This window comes from Streptomyces sp. 135 (assembly GCF_020026305.1).
Classification (GTDB): Bacteria; Actinomycetota; Actinomycetes; order Streptomycetales; family Streptomycetaceae; genus Streptomyces.
Genome location: NZ_CP075691.1, coordinates 5,499,702 through 5,518,866, shown reverse-complemented (window position 1 = coordinate 5,518,866; position 19,165 = coordinate 5,499,702). Strand labels below are relative to the sequence as shown.

16 protein-coding genes are annotated in these 19,165 nt (G+C 70.1%); 5 read left to right on the top strand and 11 right to left on the bottom strand.

The window, feature by feature from the left end:
* Window positions 1-14: 14 nt before the first annotated feature.
* The 6 genes from KKZ08_RS25075 to KKZ08_RS25045 all read right to left on the bottom strand — a co-directional run bounded on the left by KKZ08_RS25075 (window position 15) and on the right by KKZ08_RS25045 (window position 5,805).
* Entirely contained in the window at window positions 15-773 is a 759-nt protein-coding gene (locus KKZ08_RS25075; protein ID WP_223776594.1) for an ABC transporter permease, read from the bottom strand.
* On the bottom strand, window positions 767-1,705 hold the full coding sequence (locus KKZ08_RS25070) for an ABC transporter ATP-binding protein (RefSeq protein ID WP_223776593.1): 939 nt from the start codon (window positions 1,703-1,705) through the stop codon (window positions 767-769). The genes KKZ08_RS25075 and KKZ08_RS25070 overlap by 7 nt, the downstream gene beginning before the upstream one ends.
* A 149-nt stretch (window positions 1,706-1,854) precedes the next feature.
* Entirely contained in the window at window positions 1,855-3,351 is a 1,497-nt protein-coding gene (locus tag KKZ08_RS25065; protein ID WP_223776592.1) for a hypothetical protein, read from the bottom strand.
* Between the two features lie 788 nt (window positions 3,352-4,139).
* The gene (locus KKZ08_RS25055) at window positions 4,140-4,508 is read right to left on the bottom strand and encodes a DUF6113 family protein (RefSeq protein ID WP_223779177.1); all 369 of its coding nucleotides are present in this window, start codon (window positions 4,506-4,508) and stop codon (window positions 4,140-4,142) included.
* 128 nt (window positions 4,509-4,636) lie between these two features.
* A complete protein-coding gene (gene mshB / locus KKZ08_RS25050; protein ID WP_223776591.1) occupies window positions 4,637-5,560 on the bottom strand; it encodes an N-acetyl-1-D-myo-inositol-2-amino-2-deoxy-alpha-D-glucopyranoside deacetylase in 924 nt (307 codons plus the stop codon).
* A gap of 50 nt (window positions 5,561-5,610) precedes the next feature.
* Window positions 5,611-5,805 (bottom strand): hypothetical protein, encoded by a 195-nt coding sequence (locus tag KKZ08_RS25045; RefSeq protein WP_127909498.1) that lies wholly within the window; start codon window positions 5,803-5,805, stop codon window positions 5,611-5,613.
* A gap of 147 nt (window positions 5,806-5,952) precedes the next feature.
* Here KKZ08_RS25045 and KKZ08_RS25040 point away from each other — a divergent pair, with 147 nt between their 5' ends.
* Window positions 5,953-8,133, top strand: coding sequence for an alpha/beta fold hydrolase (locus tag KKZ08_RS25040; RefSeq protein WP_223776590.1), 2,181 nt, complete (start codon window positions 5,953-5,955; stop codon window positions 8,131-8,133).
* An 8-nt stretch (window positions 8,134-8,141) separates the two neighbouring features.
* Here the strand turns inward: KKZ08_RS25040 and KKZ08_RS25035 are convergent, their stop codons facing one another.
* The 5 genes from KKZ08_RS25035 to KKZ08_RS25015 are packed head-to-tail and all read right to left on the bottom strand — an operon-like array spanning window position 8,142 to window position 13,739.
* A complete protein-coding gene (locus KKZ08_RS25035) occupies window positions 8,142-9,182 on the bottom strand; it encodes a dipeptide ABC transporter ATP-binding protein (RefSeq protein WP_223776589.1) in 1,041 nt (346 codons plus the stop codon).
* Entirely contained in the window at window positions 9,169-10,203 is a 1,035-nt protein-coding gene (locus tag KKZ08_RS25030; protein ID WP_223776588.1) for an ABC transporter ATP-binding protein, read from the bottom strand. Before KKZ08_RS25030 ends, KKZ08_RS25035 begins: the two co-directional genes overlap by 14 nt.
* 6 nt (window positions 10,204-10,209) lie before the next feature.
* On the bottom strand, window positions 10,210-11,187 hold the full coding sequence (locus KKZ08_RS25025) for an ABC transporter permease (RefSeq protein ID WP_223776587.1): 978 nt from the start codon (window positions 11,185-11,187) through the stop codon (window positions 10,210-10,212).
* On the bottom strand, window positions 11,180-12,103 hold the full coding sequence (locus KKZ08_RS25020; RefSeq protein WP_223776586.1) for an ABC transporter permease: 924 nt from the start codon (window positions 12,101-12,103) through the stop codon (window positions 11,180-11,182). Before KKZ08_RS25020 ends, KKZ08_RS25025 begins: the two co-directional genes overlap by 8 nt.
* 13 nt (window positions 12,104-12,116) lie before the next feature.
* Window positions 12,117-13,739 (bottom strand): ABC transporter substrate-binding protein, encoded by a 1,623-nt coding sequence (locus KKZ08_RS25015; RefSeq protein WP_223776585.1) that lies wholly within the window; start codon window positions 13,737-13,739, stop codon window positions 12,117-12,119.
* A gap of 365 nt (window positions 13,740-14,104) precedes the next feature.
* Here KKZ08_RS25015 and KKZ08_RS25010 point away from each other — a divergent pair, with 365 nt between their 5' ends.
* The 4 genes from KKZ08_RS25010 (at window position 14,105) to KKZ08_RS24995 (ending at window position 19,158) form a co-directional block, all read left to right on the top strand.
* Window positions 14,105-15,130, top strand: coding sequence for an ABC transporter permease (locus KKZ08_RS25010; protein WP_223776584.1), 1,026 nt, complete (start codon window positions 14,105-14,107; stop codon window positions 15,128-15,130).
* An 85-nt stretch (window positions 15,131-15,215) separates the two neighbouring features.
* The gene (locus KKZ08_RS25005) at window positions 15,216-17,003 is read left to right on the top strand and encodes an ABC transporter substrate-binding protein (protein ID WP_223776583.1); all 1,788 of its coding nucleotides are present in this window, start codon (window positions 15,216-15,218) and stop codon (window positions 17,001-17,003) included.
* Window positions 17,004-17,094: 91 nt separating this feature from the next.
* The gene (locus tag KKZ08_RS25000; RefSeq protein WP_223776582.1) at window positions 17,095-18,075 is read left to right on the top strand and encodes an ABC transporter permease; all 981 of its coding nucleotides are present in this window, start codon (window positions 17,095-17,097) and stop codon (window positions 18,073-18,075) included.
* A 12-nt stretch (window positions 18,076-18,087) separates the two neighbouring features.
* Entirely contained in the window at window positions 18,088-19,158 is a 1,071-nt protein-coding gene (locus KKZ08_RS24995) for an ABC transporter ATP-binding protein (RefSeq protein ID WP_223776581.1), read from the top strand.
* The last annotated feature ends 7 nt before the right edge of the window (window positions 19,159-19,165 follow it).

Genomic DNA, 19,165 nt, shown 5'->3' with positions numbered 1-19,165 from the left:
GCGGTGGTGGTGGCTCACGCCTTCAGTGTGTCCTTCCGGTACAGCCATGCCGCGCCGCCCGCGAAGAGGATGAAGTAGACGGCGAGCAGGGTGACGTCCTTCGCGTGCGGGGCGTCGCCCAGTTCGATCGCCTGCCCGAGGGCAGCGTACGCGTGGGTGGGCAGCCAGGACGCGACGTCCCGCAGCCACTGCGGGAAGGTCGTCGTCGGCATCCACAGGCCGCCGAGGAGCGAGAGCCCGAAGTAGACGATCATCGTGATCGGGCGGACCGCGTCGCCGGAGGCGAGGTAGCCGATGGCCACACCGAGCGCCGCGAAGCAGAGGCTGCCCGCCCAGATCGCGCCGGTCAGCGCCAGCCACTGCCAGGCCGCGAAGCGGACGTCCTTGAAGGCGGCGGCGACGGCGAACACCACGACGATGGACGGCAGGCTGACCACGGCCGCGCTCGCCGTCTTCGCCAGCACGTAGCCGCGGCCGGGCAGCGTCGTCAGGCGCAGCTGCCGCACCCAGCCGCTCTCCCGCTCCTTGGCGATGCGCTCGCTGTTGCCCATCAGGACGGCGGTGAGGGCGCCGAAGGACGCCATCGACACCATCACGTACGCGGGTACGGACAGCCCCGAGCCGGGGACCTCGTCGGAGCCGCCCTGGCTGCCCGCGATGATCAGGAACAGCATCGCGGGATAGAGGACGGAGAAGAACAGGAACTTGCGGTTGCGCAGGGCGCGGGTGATCTCCAGCCGGACCAGGGCCCATGACGTCAAGGTGGTCAGCATGCCGACTTGGCCTCCTCGGTCGCGGTGATCGCCACGAAGGCCTGCTCGAGGCCGAGCCCGGCGACTTCGAGGTTGCGGGGGTAGATGCCGAGCCCGTACAGCGCGTGCACGGTCGCGTCGGCGTCGGTGGACTGGAGGCGGACCGTGCGCCCGGCGACGTCGAGCGACGTCAGGAACGGCAGCTTCCCGAGGCGCGCGGCCAGTTCGGCGCCGATCTCCGCGAGGTCGAAGGAGACCTTTCGGGCGCCCGCCTTCGCCTTGATCTCGGCGGCGGTGCCGTCGGCGAGGAGGCGGCCGCGGTGCAGGACCAGGACGCGGTCGGCGATCGCGTCGGCCTCCTCCAGGTAGTGCGTGGCGAAGAGGACCGCGCGGCCCTGGTCGGCCTGGTCCCGCATGGTGGCCCAGAACGCCTGGCGGGCGGTGACGTCCATGCCGGTGGTCGGCTCGTCCAGGACGATGAGGTCGTTCGCGCCGGCCGTGGCGAGCGCGAAGCGCACCCGCTGCTCCTGGCCGCCGGAGAGCTTGTCGACCTTGCGGTCGGCGATCTGTGTGATGCCCGCGTGGGCGAGCACGTCGTTCACGCGGTGGCGCCTCGGGTGCAGGGCGCAGGCGAGCTCGACCATCTCGCGCACGGTGACCTCGCCCATCAGGCCGCCGCTCTGGAGCATGGCGCCGACCCGGCCCTCGGTGATCGCCTCGCGCGGGGACGTCCCGAAGACGCGGACGGTGCCGCTGTCCGGGCGGCGCAGGCCGAGCAGCAGGTCGAGGGCGGAGGACTTGCCCGCGCCGTTGGGGCCGAGGAGCGCCACCGTCTCGCCGGGGCGCAGGTCGAGCGTGAGGCCGTCCACGGCGCGGACGTCGCCGTAGGACTTGGTCACCCGCTCGAAGCTGACCGCGCTGGTGGCGGTGGGTGGGAGTGTGGTCGTCGTCATGCCGACCATCGTCACAAAAGCGCAGGTGGGGGCGGCAGTGCCGGGAGTGATGTCTCCGGGATGACAGATGTCATGCCGGAGGCCGGACGGTTCGCCCGGTCACCCGGGCGGGCCGTCCGGCCTCCTGACGACGAGTCGGCGTACGCCGGTCAGCCGGCGTTCGTCTCGATCACACCGATGCGCTCCGCGGGCGTCTTGCCGAGCAGCGCCTTGTTCATGGCGCCGGCCACGTCCGTGGGCTGGACCGGCGTCTTCTCGCCGTTGCCGCGCTGGATCAGGATGCCGTCGAAGACGTTGCCGTACAGCTTCTTGAGTTCTTCGAGGTCGAAGTGCGGCTGGAGGGTGCCGCTGTCGGTGGGCCTCGCCTCAAGGATCTTCGGCAGGGACTTCGCCGGGCCGAACGGGATCGACCGGCCGCCCGCCTTGATCGTGACGTTGGCGGACATCGCCGGCTTCGCGAACCGGGTCATGAACTTGTCGACCTCGGCCTTGGAGACCGTCGGCTTGCGGGTGGTGACCGGGACCTGGACGGCGCCCGCGCTGCCCGTCTCGACCTGCTTCTGGTACGCCTGCGCGACCGCGGTCGTCGAGGCGTCGGCGTCGATGCCCTTGCCGACCTTGCCGTAGACGGGGACGGCCTTGCCGGGCAGGAACTTGACCGTGCCGTCCTGCGCCGAGCCCGAGCCGCCCGCGGCGCGCTCCAGGGCGGCCGCCAGCTTCTCCTCGTCGACGGGCACGACCGGGTCGACGACGCGCTGGTTGCCGAAGAGCGAACCGATCACGGAGACGGGGTTGTAGTCGCTGCCCGCCGCCACGCGGACGGTGGCCTGGCTGTCCACGGTCAGGCCGGCCTGGTCGGGCTTGAGCGTGACCGTTTCGCCGTCCACCGACAGCTTCAGGGGCTTGGTGACGCGCGCGCCGATGGCGTCGTCGAGCTTCTTGACGGCCTCGTCACGGGTGCCGCCGCCGATGTCGACGCCGAGCACCGTGGTGCCCTTCGGCACGTCCGCGTGGTTCATCAACAGGCCCGCGCCGTACGCCCCGCAGGCCACGACGACCACGGCGACCGCCAGGAGGACCAGCTTGTTGCGGCCCTTCTTCTTCTTTGCGGGCGCGGCCGCCGGCACCTCGGAGCGCACCGGCTCCGGCAGCTTCGGCGGCGTGTGCGACGTCGCCCCGTCACCCTGCGGGCCCGCCGGGAAGGGCGAGTTGTCCTGCGTGGGCGGTACGACGGGGATGCCGCTGGTCAGCGTGTCCCCGGAGACATTGGTGCCGGGCGTCGGGGCGCCGGGGCCGCCGGGCAGGGAACCGGGACCGCCCGCGGGCGGGCGCCGGCCGCCGGGGGGCGGCGAGACGGGCCCGGCCTTCTGCGGCGTCAGGATGGCCGTGTCGTCGCTCATGGCACCCGAACGCGGCGGACGCGCCGCGGGGCCGCCGGAGCCGCCGCCGGGGCCCGAGGGGCGGGCGCCGGGCGGGGCCAGCGGGCTGTCGCCCGTCACGGGGCCGCCGGTCGGGCCCGCGGGCCCCCTGAAGTCCTGTGCGCCCTGTGGGTCCTGGGAGCCGCTGGAACCGGCGCCCGAGCCCTGGGACAAGTACGGCAGGTCGCCGCCCTGCGGTGTCCCCGAGCCGAGTGGGCCCGACGCCACGGCGCCGGACACGTCGAAGGAGCCCGATCCGGAGCCGCCGGGGCCGTTCTGGCCGCCGGAACCGGCCGCGGGCGAGCCGCCCGACGCGCCGCTCTCGCCCCGCGCGGGCTTGCGCGGCGCGAACCAGTCGCTGGTCTTCTCCTCGGAACCGGAACCGGAACCTGAGCCGCCGGGACCGCCCGCGCCGCCGTCACCGGAGGCCGGCCCGGCCCCGGAACCGCCGCCGTCACCGGAACCCTGGGAGCGCCCGCGTGGGACGCGGCCGGGGCCCCGCCCCTGCCCTCCGGGCCCGCGTTCGCCGCGCCGGGAGCCCTCGGCGCGCTGTCACGGCGGCTCTCTCCGTCCGCACGGTCCCCGCGCGGGGCGTCGCCCCGGGAGCCGCCCTCGTCACCGACGGGCGTACGCATGACGACCGGTGGGATGGGCCGCGAACCGGGGATGTTGATCCGGATGCGCGTGGTCAGCGTGGTCTGGGTCTCGGGTTCGCCGGGCCGCCCGCCGTCCGCGCCGCCGTCCGCGGCAGCGCCCTGCGCCGGGGAGCCGTACGGCGGCGTCCCCGAGGGGTATGCGGCTCCACCGCGCCCCTGGGGCCCGGAGGACGAACTGTCAGTTTCACGACTCAAGGCAGGTTCTCCTGGTTGACTCCGCCGCCCGTCTCGACCTCATCCGGGGTCCCCCCGGCCGGAGGTTGGGGGAGGCTCGGCGGCCGCACCACCATACTGGCCGCCGTCGGCGCTCATCCTGTGACCGGCGTCAAACCCGTGCGGGACACGGGCTGAAGTGGTACGTCACTTGCCAAGTCGGGCGCCGGACGCGCCCGGTTGCGGCCGCTGCCCGAGGGTGGCACACATCACAGCCACCGCCATGCCGCCGAGCAGGAAGCCGTACGAGCCGAGGCCCGCACCGAAGAGGAAGTCCCCCTCGGGTCTGGTGGCGGTGAGCAGCATGACCGCGACCAGCCAGCCGGCGGCGGCCGCGACGGCCCCCGCCTTGGTGCCGACCGCCCGCGCGCCGCCGTAGAAGGCGCCGGCGGCGCCGAACAGGGCGAGCAGCAACCCGGCTGGGAAGAAGCCGCCTTGGACGAGGGCGCCCGCGGCGCCGACGACGGCACCGAGCACGAACAGTCCGGCGTACGCGGCGAGTCGCCCCGCCCTCAGCGGCTGGGCGAGGAAGCTCCCAGCGGGCGCCGCGGCGGACGCCGGGGCGGGCGTCGAGGCGGAGCCCGAGGCGCCCGGAGTCCCCGAGGCCCCGGAACCGGCCCCCGACGACGCACGAGATCGCGTACTCACAGCGCGGTCACCTCAGCCACATCCGTCACCCTTTCGAGCCCGGCGAAGAGATCGGTCTCGCGAATCGTGCCTTCTGTGGACGCTTCTCCCCGAACCAACTCGTAGTACTCCACCTCGAAGAGTGGCTGTGCCAGTTCGTTGGAGAGGACGAAGAGCGGCTCGCTCACCGTGATCTGCGTGGCGTGGGCGCGCATCGCCGCCGCCTTGGCCGCCTTGAAGGGGCCGCCGTCGATCTCCGTCGTGATCCGCTCGTCGTCCGTGACGCCGGGGACGTCCGCGACGGCGGCGGGGGCCGTGAACGGCGAGTGCCGCAACTGCCCCTCCAGCCGCCGGAACCGCTCCTCGGCCACGGACCGCGGGACGCGGTTCCAGTAGATCTTGGCGATCGCGTGCGGCTCCCCGAGGTCGCGGCGGAAGGCCGGTTCGGCCGCGAGGTCGGCGGCGCGCATGGCGACGCGGTGCGCCTGGATGTGGTCGGGGTGGCCGTAGCCCCCGTCGGGGTCGTACGTGATCAGGACCTGCGGCCGGACCTCGCGGATCACCTCGACGAGATGGGCGGCCGCCTCGTCGGGGTCGGCCGACCAGAAGGCGCCGGGGCGGTGGTTCTGCTCGGTGCCCATCATCCCGGAGTCGCGGTAGCGGCCGGGGCCGCCGAGGAAGCGGTGGTCGGTGACCCCCAGCTCCTTCATGGCGGCGGCCAGCTCGCCCACGCGCCAGGACCCCAGGGAGTCCTCACGGTCGGCGGCGAGGTGGGCGAGCCCGGGCGGGATGACCTCGCCCTCCTCGCCCAGCGTGCAGGTGACCAACGTGACATGGGCGCCCTCGGCCGCGTACTTGGCCATGGTCGCGCCATTGTTGATCGACTCGTCGTCGGGGTGCGCGTGCACGAGCAGCAGGCGCCGGGCGGGCGGTTCCGTCATGGGACCACCCTACGAGGAAGGTGAGGAGGGCGAGGGTCCAGGGAGAAGGGTCAGAACTTGATGTCGCCGATCATCCCCGCCACGTTCGTCGTCAGCTCGCTGATCGTCGGGGCGATGGACGAGCTCGCCAGGTAGAAGCCGAGCAGCGTACAGACGACAGCGTGCCCCGCTTTCAGCCCTGACTTCTTGACCAGCAAGAAGACGATGATCGCCAGCAGCACCACCGCCGAAATCGAGAGTGCCACGGCGGTCACCTCCAAGTCGTTGCCGTAACCCAGTGCGGACGCCAGCAGGTTCATACCCACCAAGCGCTACGGATCATAACTATCCGTGCGGACGCATGACTCGGAGCACGGCAGCACAGGGGGGCGCATGCGGCCTAGGCTCGGGGGATGACCACCGAGAACCCCGGAATCCGCAGGCCCGACGAGAGCCCGGCACCACGGCTCTCCTTCCCGCGTCAGAGCGCCCGCACGCAGCGGTTCACCCTTGGTGCGCCCCGTGCGTTCACGGTGGCGCCCGACGGCTCCCGGGTGGTGTTCCTGCGCTCCCCGTCCGAGACCGAGCGGGCGAACCAGCTCTGGGTCCTGGACCTTTCGGGCGGCGCCGAGGAGCGCCTCGCGGCCGACCCGGGCCTGTTGCTCGGCGGCGCGCCCGAGCGGCTCTCCGCGCAGGAGCGGGCGCGGCGCGAGCGCAGCCGGGAGGGCGGCGCGGGCATCGTGGGCTACGCGACGGACGCGGCGGTGGAGCTGGCGGCGTTCGCGCTGTCGGGCCGGCTCTTCACGGCGGAGTTGCGCGCGGGCACGGCGCGCGAACTGCCCGCGCGGGGACCGGTGATCGACCCGCGCCCCTCGCCGGACGGCCGGCATGTCGCGTACGTCGCCCAGGGCGCCCTGCGCGTGACGGGCACCGACGGCGAGGGTGACCGGGCGCTGGCGGAGCCGGAATCCGGCCACACCGGAACCGTCACGTACGGTCTCGCGGAGCATGTCGCGGCCGAGTCGATGGCGCGGCACCGGGGCTTTTGGTGGTCGCCCGACTCCACGCGGCTGCTCGTCGCGCGGGTCGACGACAGCCCCGTCCTGCGGTGGTGGATCGCGGACCCCGCGCACCCGGACCGCGAGCCGATGAAGGTCGCGTATCCCGCCGCGGGCACGGCCAACGCCGACGTACGCCTGTTCGTCCTCGGCTTGGACGGGTCGCGCACGGAGGTGGTGTGGGACCGCGTCCGCTTCCCCTATCTGGGCCGGGTGCACTGGTCGGCGGATGGTGCGCCGCTGCTGCTCGTGCAGTCCCGCGACCAGCGGAGCCAGCTGTACCTCGCGGTGAACCCCGGGGACGGATCCACCCGAATGGTGCATGCCGAGGAGGACGCCGACTGGCTGGAACTTTTCCCCGGAGTGCCCTCCTGGTCCCCCAGCGGCAAGCTGGTGCGGATCGTCGACGAGGGCGGTGCGCGGGTGCTCGCGTGGGGCGAACGGCCGCTGACGGGGGCGCAGTTGCATGTCCGCGCGGTGCTGGACGTGACGGAGGAGGACATCCTCGTCTCGGCGTCGGCGGGCGAGGCGGCGGCCGACCCCGAGACCGGTGAGATCCACGTCTACCGCGTCAACGAACTGGGTGTGGAGCGCCTCTCGCGGGAACCCGGCGTGCACGCGGCGGTCCGGGCGGGCGGTGTCACCGTGCTCGTCTCGGCCACCCTGGAACGTCCCGGCGCGTCGGTCCAGGTGCTGCGCGACGGCAAGCAGGTCGCCACCGTCGCCTCACACGCCCAGCGCCCGGGGCTCACGCCGCGCGTGACGCTGACCGAAGGGGGCACGCGGCGGATTCCGTGCGCCGTCCTGCTCCCCACTGATTACAAGGCGGCGGACGGGCCGCTTCCGGTACTGCTCGATCCGTACGGCGGGCCGCACGGGCAGCGGGTCCAGCGGGCGCAGAACGTCTTCCTCACCTCGCAGTGGTTCGCCGATCAGGGCTTCGCGGTGGTTGTCGCGGACGGCCGGGGCACCCCGGGCCGCTCCCCCGCCTGGGAGAAGTCGATCAAGAACGACCTCACGCTGACCCTCGACGACCAGGTCGAGGCCCTGCACGCCCTCGCGGCGACCGGGGTGTACCCCCTGGACCTGGAGCGCGTCGCGATCCGCGGCTGGTCCTACGGCGGCTACCTCGCCGCGATGGCCGCGCTGCGCCGCCCCGACGTCTTCCACGCGGCGGTGGTCGGCGCGCCCGTGACGGATCTGCGGCTGTACGACACGCACTACGAGGAGCGGTACCTGGGCGACCCCACCCGGACCCCGCAGACGTACCGCCACAACTCCCTGGTCTGGGACGACGGGCTGGTGGAGGCGGCCGCCGGGCCGCACCGTCCGATGCTGATCGTGCACGGCCTCGCGGACGACAACGTGGTGGTGGCGCACTCGCTGCGGCTCTCCTCGGCACTGCTCGCCGAGGGCCGCCCGCACGAGGTCCTGCCGCTGTCGGGCGTGACGCACATGATGCCGCAGGAGCAGGTCGCGGAGAATCTGCTGCTGCACCAGGCGGACTTCCTGAAGCGGTCGCTGGGCCTCGCGTAGCGCCCCGGCTACGGCACGACCTGCCTCTCCTCGGCGAAGTGGCAGGCCGAGTCGTGCGCGGCGGGCCCCTGCGTGTACCGGAACTCGGCGGGCACCGCGAGCGCCGGCACCTCCAGGGCGCACCGCTCCCGCGCCTTCCAGCAGCGGGTGCGGAAGCGGCAGCCCGAGGGCGGGTTGGCGGGCGAGGGCACGTCGCCGGTGAGGATGATCCGCTCCCGGTGCTCGCGCGCCTCGGGGTCGGGGACCGGCACGGCGGAGAGCAGCGCCTGCGTGTAGGGGTGCGTCGGGTGTTCGTAGATCTCCGCGTCCGTGCCGGTCTCCACGATCCGGCCGAGGTACATCACGCCGACCCGGTCGGAGATGTGCCGCACGATCGACAGGTCGTGGGCGATGAAGACGTAGCTGAGGTCGAACTCGGTCTGGAGCTGGTCCAGGAGGTTGATGACCTGGGCCTGGACGGAGACGTCGAGCGCGGAGACCGGCTCGTCGGCGACGATGACCTCGGGCCTGAGCGCGAGGCCGCGCGCGATGCCGATGCGCTGGCGCTGACCGCCGGAGAACTGGTGCGGATAGCGGTTGACGTACTCGGGGTTGAGCCCCACCACGTCGAGGAGTTCCCGCACCTTCTGCCGCCGCGAGCCCTTCGGCGCGACCTCGGGATGGATCTCGTAGGGCTCCCCGATGATGTCGCCGACGGTCATCCGGGGGTTCAGTGAGGTGTACGGGTCCTGGAAGACCATCTGGATGTTGCGGCGGACCGCCTTCAGGGCCCGGCCCGAGAGCCGCGTGATGTCCTCGCCCTTGTAGCGGATCTCGCCGGCCGTCGGCCGCTCCAGGTTGACCAGCATCTTGGCGACCGTCGACTTGCCGCAGCCCGACTCCCCCACGATGCCGAGCGTCTCACCCTGGAAGAGGTCGAAGTCGACGCCGTCCACGGCCTTGACGGCGCCGACCTGCTTGCGGACGACGATGCCCTGGGTCAGCGGGTAGTGCTTGACCAGGCCGCGCACCTGGAGGATCGGTTCGCGCCCGGTCTCACCGTGTGGCATCGAGCGTCTCCTTCCAGAAGTGGCAGGCGCTCCTGCGTTCCGCGACGAGGCCCTCGTACGTCACCCGGGCCAGCGGCGGTTCCTCGGTGACGCAGACGTCCTGGGCCAGGGGGCAGCGGGGGTGGAAGGCGCAGCCGGGCGGGATGTTCATGAGGTTGGGCGGCAGGCCCTTGATCGCGTAGAGGTCCTGGCCCTTCTGGTCCAGGCGCGGGATGGAGGCGAGCAGGCCGCGCGTGTACGGGTGGGCGGGCGCCCGGTAGATCTCGTGGACGGGGGCCCTCTCGACGATGCGGCCCGCGTACATGACGGCGATGGTGTCGGCGACGTCGGCGACGACCCCGAGGTCGTGGGTGATGAGGATCAGGCCCATGTGCAGCTCGCGCTGGAGCTCCGCGAGGAGGTCCATCACCTGTGCCTGGACGGTGACGTCGAGGGCGGTGGTCGGCTCGTCGGCGATGATGAGGGAGGGCTCCAGGGCCATCGCCATGGCGATCATGATGCGCTGGCGCATGCCGCCGCTGAACTGGTGCGGGTACTGGCCGACGCGTTCGCGGGCGGCCGGGATGCGCACCCGGTCCATCAGTTCGATGGCCCTGGCCCTGGCGTCCTTCTTGGACATGCCCCGGTGGACGACGTACATCTCGGCGAGCTGGTCGCCGACGCTCAGCACCGGGTTCAGGGACGACAGGGCGTCCTGGAAGATCATCGCCATGCCCGCGCCGCGGACCTCGCGCCGCTCGCCCTCCTTGAGCTTCAGCAGGTCGCGGCCCTGGAAGAGGATCTCGCCCGCGGTGATCCTGCCCGGCGGTGTGTCGAGGATGCCCATGACGGCCTGGGCGGTCACGGACTTGCCCGAGCCTGACTCGCCGAGCACGGCCAGCGTCTCGCCCGCGCTGACGGCGTAGTCGACGCCGTTGACGGCCTGGGCGACGCCGTCCCTGGTCCGGAACTCCACATGCAGGTCGCGTACTTCGAGGAGCGTGGTGGGCGCTTCGGTCGACGCCTCGGAAGCGGTTGCCATGGGCGCTTACCTCAGCTTCGGGTCGAGGGCGTCGCGCACCGCGTCGCCGAGCATGATGAACGCGAGCACGGTGACGGCCAGCGCGCCGGCCGGCCAGAGCAGCATGTGCGGGGCGTTGCGGATGTAGAGGGAGGCGGCCGAGATGTCGATGCCCCAGCTCACCGTCGGCGGCTTCAGTCCGACGCCGAGGTAGGAGAGCGTGGCTTCGAGCGCGATGAACGTACCGAGCGCGATGGTCGCGACGACGATCACGGGGGCGACGGCGTTCGGCGTGATGTGGCGCAGGAGCAGCCGGGTGTTGGAGGCGCCGAGCGCCCGCGCCGCCTGGACGTAGTCGTTCTGCTTGGCGGTGATGACCGAGCCGCGCGCGATGCGGGAGATCTGCGGCCAGCCGAGCAGCACCATGAAGCCGACCACGGGCCAGACGGTGGAGCTGGTCACCACGGACAGCAGCACGAGGCCGCCGAGGACGACGGGGATGGCGAAGAAGACGTCGGTGATCCGCGAGAGGACCGCGTCCCCCACGCCGCCGAAGAACCCGGCGAGCCCGCCGAGGACGCTGCCGAGGAGCGCGACGCCGAGCGTGGCGCAGACGCCGACGGTGACGGAGACCCGGGTGCCGTGGACGACCCGGGTGTAGACGTCGCAGCCCTGTTCGTTGAAGCCGAAGGGGTGGCCGGGGGCGGAACCTTTCTGCGCGTTGGCGAGGTCGCAGGCCAGCGGGTTTCCGGTGGCGATGAGCGAGGGCCACAGGGAGATGACGACGAGGAAGACGATGATCAGGCCCGAGACGAGGAAGACCGGATTGCGCCGCAGGTCCCGCCAGGCGTCCGACCACAGGCTGCGGGCGGGCGCCGCGGGGCCGCTGCCGTCGGGGCCGCCGGGCGTCGCCGCCAGCGAGGTCGCCTCGCTGGCGGCGAGGTCCATGGCGCCGCCCGCGCCGGTCGCCGCGATCGCGCGCTCCGGCTGATGGGGTTCAGGCATAGCGGATCCTCGGGTCGAGTACGGCGTACAGGAGGTCGACGATGAGGTTGGCCAGCAGGAAGACCAGGACGAGTACGGTCACGAAGCCGACGACGGTCTGGGTGCTCTGGCGCAGGATGCCCTGGTAGAGCTGGAAGCCGACGCCGTGGATGTTGAAGATCCGCTCGGTGACGATCGCGCCGCCCATCAGCGCGCCCACGTCCGTGCCGATGAAGGTGACGACGGGGATGAGGGAGTTGCGCAGCAGGTGCCGGGTGATGACGCGGCGCCGGGGCAGTCCCTTGGCGACGGCGGTGCGCACGTAGTCGGCGCGCCGGTTCTCCGCGATGGAGGTGCGGGTCAGGCGGGTCACGTACGCGAGGGAGACCGAGGCGAGGACGAGCCCCGGGATCAGCAGTTCGTCGACGGGCGCCCCGCTGGACACGGACGGCTTGATGACGCCCCATCGGACGCCGAGCAGCAGCTGGAGCACGAGTCCGGTGACGAACGTCGGGACGGAGATCACCACGAGCGTGAGCAGCAGTACGGCGGTGTCGATGGGCCGCCCGCGCCGCAGCCCGGTGAGGACGCCGAGCGAGATGCCGATGACGATCTCGAAGACGACGGCGACGAGGGTCAGCCGGATGGTGACGGGGAAGGCGGCCGCCATCAGCTCGGTGACCGGCTGGCCGTTGAAGGCGGTGCCGAAGTCGCCGACGAAGACGTTGCCCATGTAGGTCAGGTACTGCTGCCCCACCGGCTCATCCAGGCCGAACTCCTGTTTCAGCCGCGCGGCCGTGGCGGCGTCGCAGGCGCGGTCCCCGCACAGGCCCGCGACGGGGTCGCCCATCACGTGCACCATCAGGAAGATCAGCAGGGTGGCGCCGAAGAAGACCGGGATCATCTGGAGCAGACGCCGGATCACATAACGTCCCATGGCCGCCTCCGGCTTATCGGTCCACCGTGATCTGCTCGTACACCGGCACGCTGAACTGGTTCAGCGCGACGTCGGAGATCCGGTCCGAGTGGCCCGCGCTGCCGTTCTGGTACCAGAGCGGGATGGCCGGCATCTTCTCGGCGAGGATCTTCTCGGCCTTCTGGAACGTGGCGACGGCCTTGGCGGTGTCCGTCTCTCCGTTGGCCTCGTTGACGAGCCTGTCGAACTCCTTGTCGGAGAACTTGCCGTCGTTGGACGAGGCGTCCGTGAAGTAGTTCGGCTCCAGGAAGTTCTGGATCAGCGGATAGTCCATCTGCCAGCCCGCGCGCCAGGGCCCGTCGAGCTGCTGCTCGGACGCCTGGCTGCGGAAGTCGGCGAAGGTGCCGACGGGGTTGCCGACGCAGGCCTTGTCCTTCTGGAGCGCCTTGTTGATGGAGTTGCAGACGGCGTCGACCCACTCCTTGTGCGATCCGGTGTCCGCGTTGTACGTGATCCTCAGCCGGCCGCCGGGGATGCCGCCGCCCTCCTCGACCAGCCGCCTGGCGCGCGCGGCGTCGTACGCGCAGGCGTCGCCGCAGAGCCCGGGTCCGTAGCCGCCGTCCTTGCCGAGCACCGGCGAGGTCCAGTCGGTGGCGGGCGTCCGCGTCTTCTGGAAGATCGTCTCGGTGATCTGCTCGCGGTTGATCGCCATGGACAGTCCCCGGCGGACCTTCTCCCGGCCCGGCTTGTTCCACTCCTCGTCGTAGAAGGGGAAGGCGAGGGTCTGGATGATGCCGGCGGGGGTGTTGATGTACCGGTCGCCGAGGTCGCTCTCGGCGTTCCTGAGCTGCGCCGCGGGCACGTCGTCGACGAGGTCGAGGTTGCCCGCCATGAGGTTGGTGTAGGCGGTGTTGTTGTCGGTGTAGACCTGCATGTCCACCCCGTCGTTGCGCGCCTTGTCCTCGCCCGGGTACGCGTCCCACTTGCGCAGGGACATCTGTGAGCCCTTGGTGTACGCGTCGACGGTGTACGGGCCGTTGCCGACGGGTTTGGCGAGCCAGGCGTCGTGGTCGTCGTAGAACGCCTTGGGCAGCGGCGCGAAGGTGGGGTAGCCGAGGGTGTCGGGCCAGGTGGAGAACTTCTGGGAGAGCTTGACGGTGAAGGTGGTGTCGTCGACGACCTTCAGCCCGGAGAGGGTCTCGGCGCTCGGCTCGCCCTGCTCGGGGTGGACCTTGTCGTATCCGTCGATGTAGCCGAAGAAGTACGCGTTCTTCTGGTTGTTCCGGGCGTTCGCGCCGTAGTTCCAGGCCTCCACGAAGGACTTGGCGGTGATCTTCTCGCCGTTGCTGAACGTCCAGCCCTTCTTGATCTTGACGGTGAAGTTCTGCGCGTCCTTCGTCCCGATCGACTCGGCGACCATGTTCTTGGCCTCGCCGGTCTTCGGGTCGTACCGCTTGAGGCCCCGGAAGATCATGTCGAGGATCTTGCCGCCCTGGACCTCGTTGGTGTTCGCGGGTTCCAGCGGGTTCTGCGGATCGCCCCAGGAGGAGGTCACGACCCCGGGGCCGCCGCCGCTTCCGCCGCCGCCACAGGCCGCCGCCGCGACGGCGACGGTCACCGCGCATGCGGCCCACCTGGCGTGCGTGGCTCCACGCATGGAGATCTCCTGTTCCGGATTACGTATCGCCCAATATCACCGCAAGCAGAATGAACCGCATATTTACCCCACCCGTACGTGTCCGAGCCCATCCGGATGTACGCATTCCGAGACGGCGGCGCCCGCATATCGGACTCATTGCCGTGCTTGCCCCATACCGCGGCACCTTGTCCATCACGCTTGATTACGCCAAGGCAATGTCATGACCTTGATTGGGCAAAGACATGGTCAAGGATCCCAAGAGCCCATCAAGTCGGACCAACATTCATTGACCGCGTGGGAAACGCCTTGCGAAAGTCGCGCCTAGCCCGTAGGTGCCTGGTTGTCCTGCGGAATCCTGATGACCCCTCCGGGCCTGGAGCGCCATGACCTCGCCAACTCCCGCCGCTGCCGCCACGCTTGAAGTGACGGACAAGACCGACGGCAACCCCTCCTCGCCCAAGAAGCAGGGCAGCGAGGGCCGTTCGCCGGGGCGGCTCGCCTGGACTCGGTTCAAGAGGGACAAGTCGGGTGTGACCGCCGCGTGCGTCGTGCTCTTCTTCTTCGTCATCTCGCTGTGCGCACCACTGATTTCGAAGCTCTACGGCAAGGACCCGTACACCACGTACGGCGTGAACGACCCGAGCCTGTTCAACGAGTTCAGCTATCCGATCAAGCCAAACGGCGGCATCGACAGCGAGTTCTGGTTCGGCATCGAGCCGCAGCTCGGCCGGGACGTGCTGACCTTCCTGCTGTACGGCATGCGCAACTCGCTGCTGATCGCCGCGGCCACCACGATCCTGGTGACGCTCATCGGCATCGCGGTCGGCATCACGGCCGGATATCTCGGCGGCAAGACCGACTACTTCATCGGCCGGGTCATCGACATCCTGCTGGCCTTCCCCTCGACGCTCTTCTTCATCGCCTTCTGGCCGGTGATGATCTCCGTGGTCGTGGCCCCGGAGGACAAGACACCGACCTGGCTCACGGTCACCAGCCTCATCGCGGTGATGACGGCCTTCGGCTGGGCCTCCATCGCCCGACTGCTGCGCGGGGAGGTACTGGCCCTGCGCGAGCGGGAGTTCGTGGAGGCGGCGAAGGTGACCGGCGCCTCGCCGGCCCGGATCATCTTCAAGGAACTGCTCCCCAACCTGTGGACGCCGATCCTGATCCAGGCCACGCTCGCCCTGCCGATGTTCGTCACCGCGGAGGCCGGACTCGCCTTCCTGGGCGTGGGACTTCAGGAGCCCACCCCCGACTGGGGCGTGATGATCCAGCGCGCCTCCGAGGTGTACGAGCAGGACATCACGTACATGGCCTTCCCGGGCATCGCGATGGTGATCTTCGTCGTCGCCTTCAACCTCCTCGGCGACTCGGTGCGCGACGCGCTGGACCCGAAGACCAAACGCTGACACTCCCCAAGCCCGGCACCCGCGACGGGGCAGTGCCGGGCCGTCCTCCGCTCCTCTTCTCTCGACACTCAGGGTTGGTAGCCAGATGTCTCTCTCCCGCAGAAACTTCGTCGTCGCGACCTCGGTCGCGGCGGGCGGATCGATGGTCCTCTCCGCGTGCAGCAGCGGCGGCTCCGGCAACGGCGGCAAGGGCGGAAACCACGGTGGCGCCACCGAGTACACGGGCGCCCACGTCAAGATCGGCACCGCTGAGGACTCCAAGGGCCCGGCCCCCGAGGTCGAGGGCGCCCAGAAGGGCGGCACGATCTACGGTGTCGCCGAGGACGACGTGTCGCACATGGACCCGCAGCGCATCTACTTCGCGTACAACTCCTCGGTCGCCATGCTGTTCGCCCGCGCCCTGACCGGCTACTACATCGACCCCAAGGGCGGCATGACCCTCGTCGGTGACCTGGCGACCGACGTGGGCAAGGCGTCCGACGGCAACAAGACCTGGACCTTCACGCTGAAGGACGGCCTGAAGTGGCAGGACGGCAGCGAGCTGACCGTCGAGGACGTCCGCCACGGCATAGAGCGCTCCTGGGCCCCCTTCATCACCGAGGGTGCCTCCTACGTCCAGATGGCGCTGACCGGCAAGGGCGCCAAGTGGCGTGAGGGCTACAAGGGCCCGTACGGCGGCGACCACCTGGACTCGATCGTCACCGACAAGGCCAAGAAGACGATCACCTTCAAGCTGAAGGAAGCCCGCCCGGACTTCAACTTCACGCTGGCGATGACCTCGTACTCCCCCGTGCCCGTCAAACACGACACCAAGGAGAAGTACGACAAGACGCCGTTCTCCTGCGGCCCGTACATCGTCAAGCACCGCTCCATCGACAAGTCGATGACGCTGACGCGCAACAAGCACTGGGACCCGAAGACCGACCCGATCCGCAACGCCTACCCGGACGGCTTCGAGTTCGAGTTCGGTCCGACGGGCCTTGACTCCTGCGACCGCTTCATCGCGGACCAGGGCAAGGACCAGCAGATGATCGCCATCTACGAGCCGATCCCGGCCGAGCGCATGCAGAAGGTGCTCAGCAACCCGGCCATCAAGAAGCGGTCCTTCAACGGCCTCTCCTCCGGCACGTACTACTACGCGATCAACACCAAGCGCATCACCGACGTCGAGGTCCGCAAGGCCCTCAACATCGCCTGGCCGCTGGAGCAGATCCGCCGGATCTACGGCGGCGAGTCGGCGGGCGAGCTGGCGACGACCATCCTCAGCCCCGACATCATCGGCCGCGAGAAGTTCGACGTCTTCGGCAAGCTGAAGAAGCCCGCCGGCGACCCGGAGCGCGCCAAGGCCATCCTGAAGAAGGCCGGCAAGCTCGGACAGAAGATCGTCTACGCGTTCCCGCAGCGCCCCACGTACGACAAGACCAAGGTCGTCATCGAAAACGCGCTGAAGGCCGCGGGCTTCGACCCGGTCATCAAGCCGCTGAACTCGACGGACTACTACGACCAGGCACAGCGCATCGACAACAAGTTCGACGTGATGTGGTTCGGCTGGTCCCCGGACTGGCCGACCGCCTACACCCTCATCCAGCCGCTCTTCGACGGTGAGGCCATCGGCGACGGCCAGAACAACATCTCGCAGACCGACGTCGACTGGATCAACGAGGCGATCAAGAAGAACGCCGAGATCTCGGACCAGAAGGAGGCCGGCAAGGCCTGGGCCGAGCTCGACAAGAAGATCATGACGGAGGTCGTGCCGATCATCCCGGAGACCTACCAGCGCCGCTTCTACCTGCACGGTTCCAAGGTCGGTGGAGCCCAGCACGACCCGCAGTTCGCCGCGACGCTGATCTACAAGACCTACGTCAAGGCCTGACGACCGGCCCCTGTGGTGGGGCGGCCCCTCCTCGCCGAGGGCCGCCCCGCCCCCTCCTCACCCACGGCATCCGTCAGGAAAACCAACTGCCATGCTCCGCTTCCTCCTTCGCCGCATCGCCGGTGGCGCGGTGATCCTGCTGATCATCAGCGTTCTCGTCTTCGTCCTCTTCTACGCCGCCCCGCGCGACCCCGCCCGGCTGGCCTGCGGCAAGGTCTGCTCCCCGGAGACCCTGGACCTGGTGCGGCACAACCTGGGGATCGCCGATTCGCTGCCGGTGCAGTACTGGCACTGGTTCCAGGGCCTGTTCGTCGGCCGTGACTACGCCTCGTTCGGCAACTGCCCAGCGCCGTGCCTCGGTTACTCCTTCCGCAACCGTGAGCCCGTCCTCGGCACGATCCTGGACCGCTTCCCGACCACCGTGTCGCTCTCGCTCGGCGCGGCCTTCGTCTTCGTCATCTTCGGTGTCGGCACCGGCATGCTGGCCGCCCGCAAGCAGGGCAAGCTCATCGACAAGATCGCCTCGTCCGCGTCGCTGATCGCGTCGTCGCTCCAGATCTACGTCGTCGGCGTCTTCGCCGTGTACCTCTTCACCTACCAGCTCCAGTGGTTGGACCGGCCGCAGTACACGCCGTTCAGCGAGGATCCGGGCGCCTGGTTCTCGGGCCTGATGATCCCCTGGATGGTCCTCTCCCTGATCTTCACGGCGAACTACACCCGTATGACGCGCTCGCAGATGGTCGAGACCCTCAGCGAGGACTACGTCCGTACGGCGCGCGCCAAGGGCCTCTCCGGCCGCTCGGTCTTCTTCCGCTTCGCCTGGCGCGGCGCGATGGGCCCGATCGTCACGATCTTCGGCCTCGACCTCGGCGTCCTGCTCGGCGGCGCGATCATCACCGAGAAGACCTTCGCCCTGCACGGCATCGGTGACCTGTCGGTCCGCGCGGTCAACACCAGCGACCTGCCGATGCTGCTCGGTGTCGTGCTGGTGGCCGCCACGGCGATCGTCGTCTTCAACATCATCGTCGACGCGATCTACGCCCTCATCGACCCGCGCGTGCGCCTCGCCTAGGAGCCGGAACCCATGAGCACCCCCTTCCTCTCCGTACGCGACCTGCGCGTCCACTTCTCCACCGAGGACGGCGTCGTCAAGGCCGTGGACGGCCTCGACTTCGACCTGGAGCAGGGCAAGACCCTCGGCATCGTCGGCGAGTCCGGCTCCGGCAAGTCCGTCACCAACCTCGCCATCCTCGGCCTGCACCACAAGGACAGCACGGCCATCGACGGCGAGATCCTGCTCGACGGGCAGGAGCTCCTCACCGCCACCGAGCGGGAGCTCGAGCGGCTGCGCGGCAACAAGATGGCGATGATCTTCCAGGACGCGCTCGCCTCCCTGTCGCCGTACCACACCATCGGCCGGCAGATCGGCGAGACGTACCGCAAGCACACCGGGGCCTCCAAGAAGGAGGCGCGGGCGCGCTCCATCGAGATGCTGACGAAGGTCGGCATCCCGCAGCCGGACCTGCGCGTGGACGACTATCCGCACCAGTTCTCCGGCGGTATGCGCCAGCGCGCGATGATCGCCATGTCGCTGGTCTGCAACCCGACGCTGCTGATCGCGGACGAGCCGACCACAGCCCTCGACGTGACGGTCCAGGCGCAGATCATGGACCTGCTCAAGGACCTCCAGCAGGAGTTCGGCACCTCGATCATCTTCATCACCCACGACCTCGGCGTGATCGCGGACATCGCGGACGACGTCCTCGTGATGTACGGCGGCCGGTGCGTGGAGCGCGGCACGAAGAAGGAGGTACTGCGCTCGCCGCAGCACCCCTACACCTGGGGCCTGCTGGGCTCCATGCCGTCGCTGGACGGCCCGGTGGACGTGCCGCTCTCGCCCATCCCCGGCACCCCGCCGAGCCTCCTCAACCCGCCCTCCGGGTGCCGCTTCCACCCGCGGTGCACGTTCACCGAGCAGGTCGGGGGCGGGCGCTGCTCGGGCGAGCAGCCGCTCCTCGAACTGACCGGGGGCCGGGGCGCCGCCTGCCACCTCACCTCGGAGCAGCGGTCTGAGTTCTTCACGGGCTTCGCGGGCTCCACGGGCTCCGCGGGCGCTGCCGAGCGTGGCACGAGCACCGCCGACCGACGCGACTGACGTACAA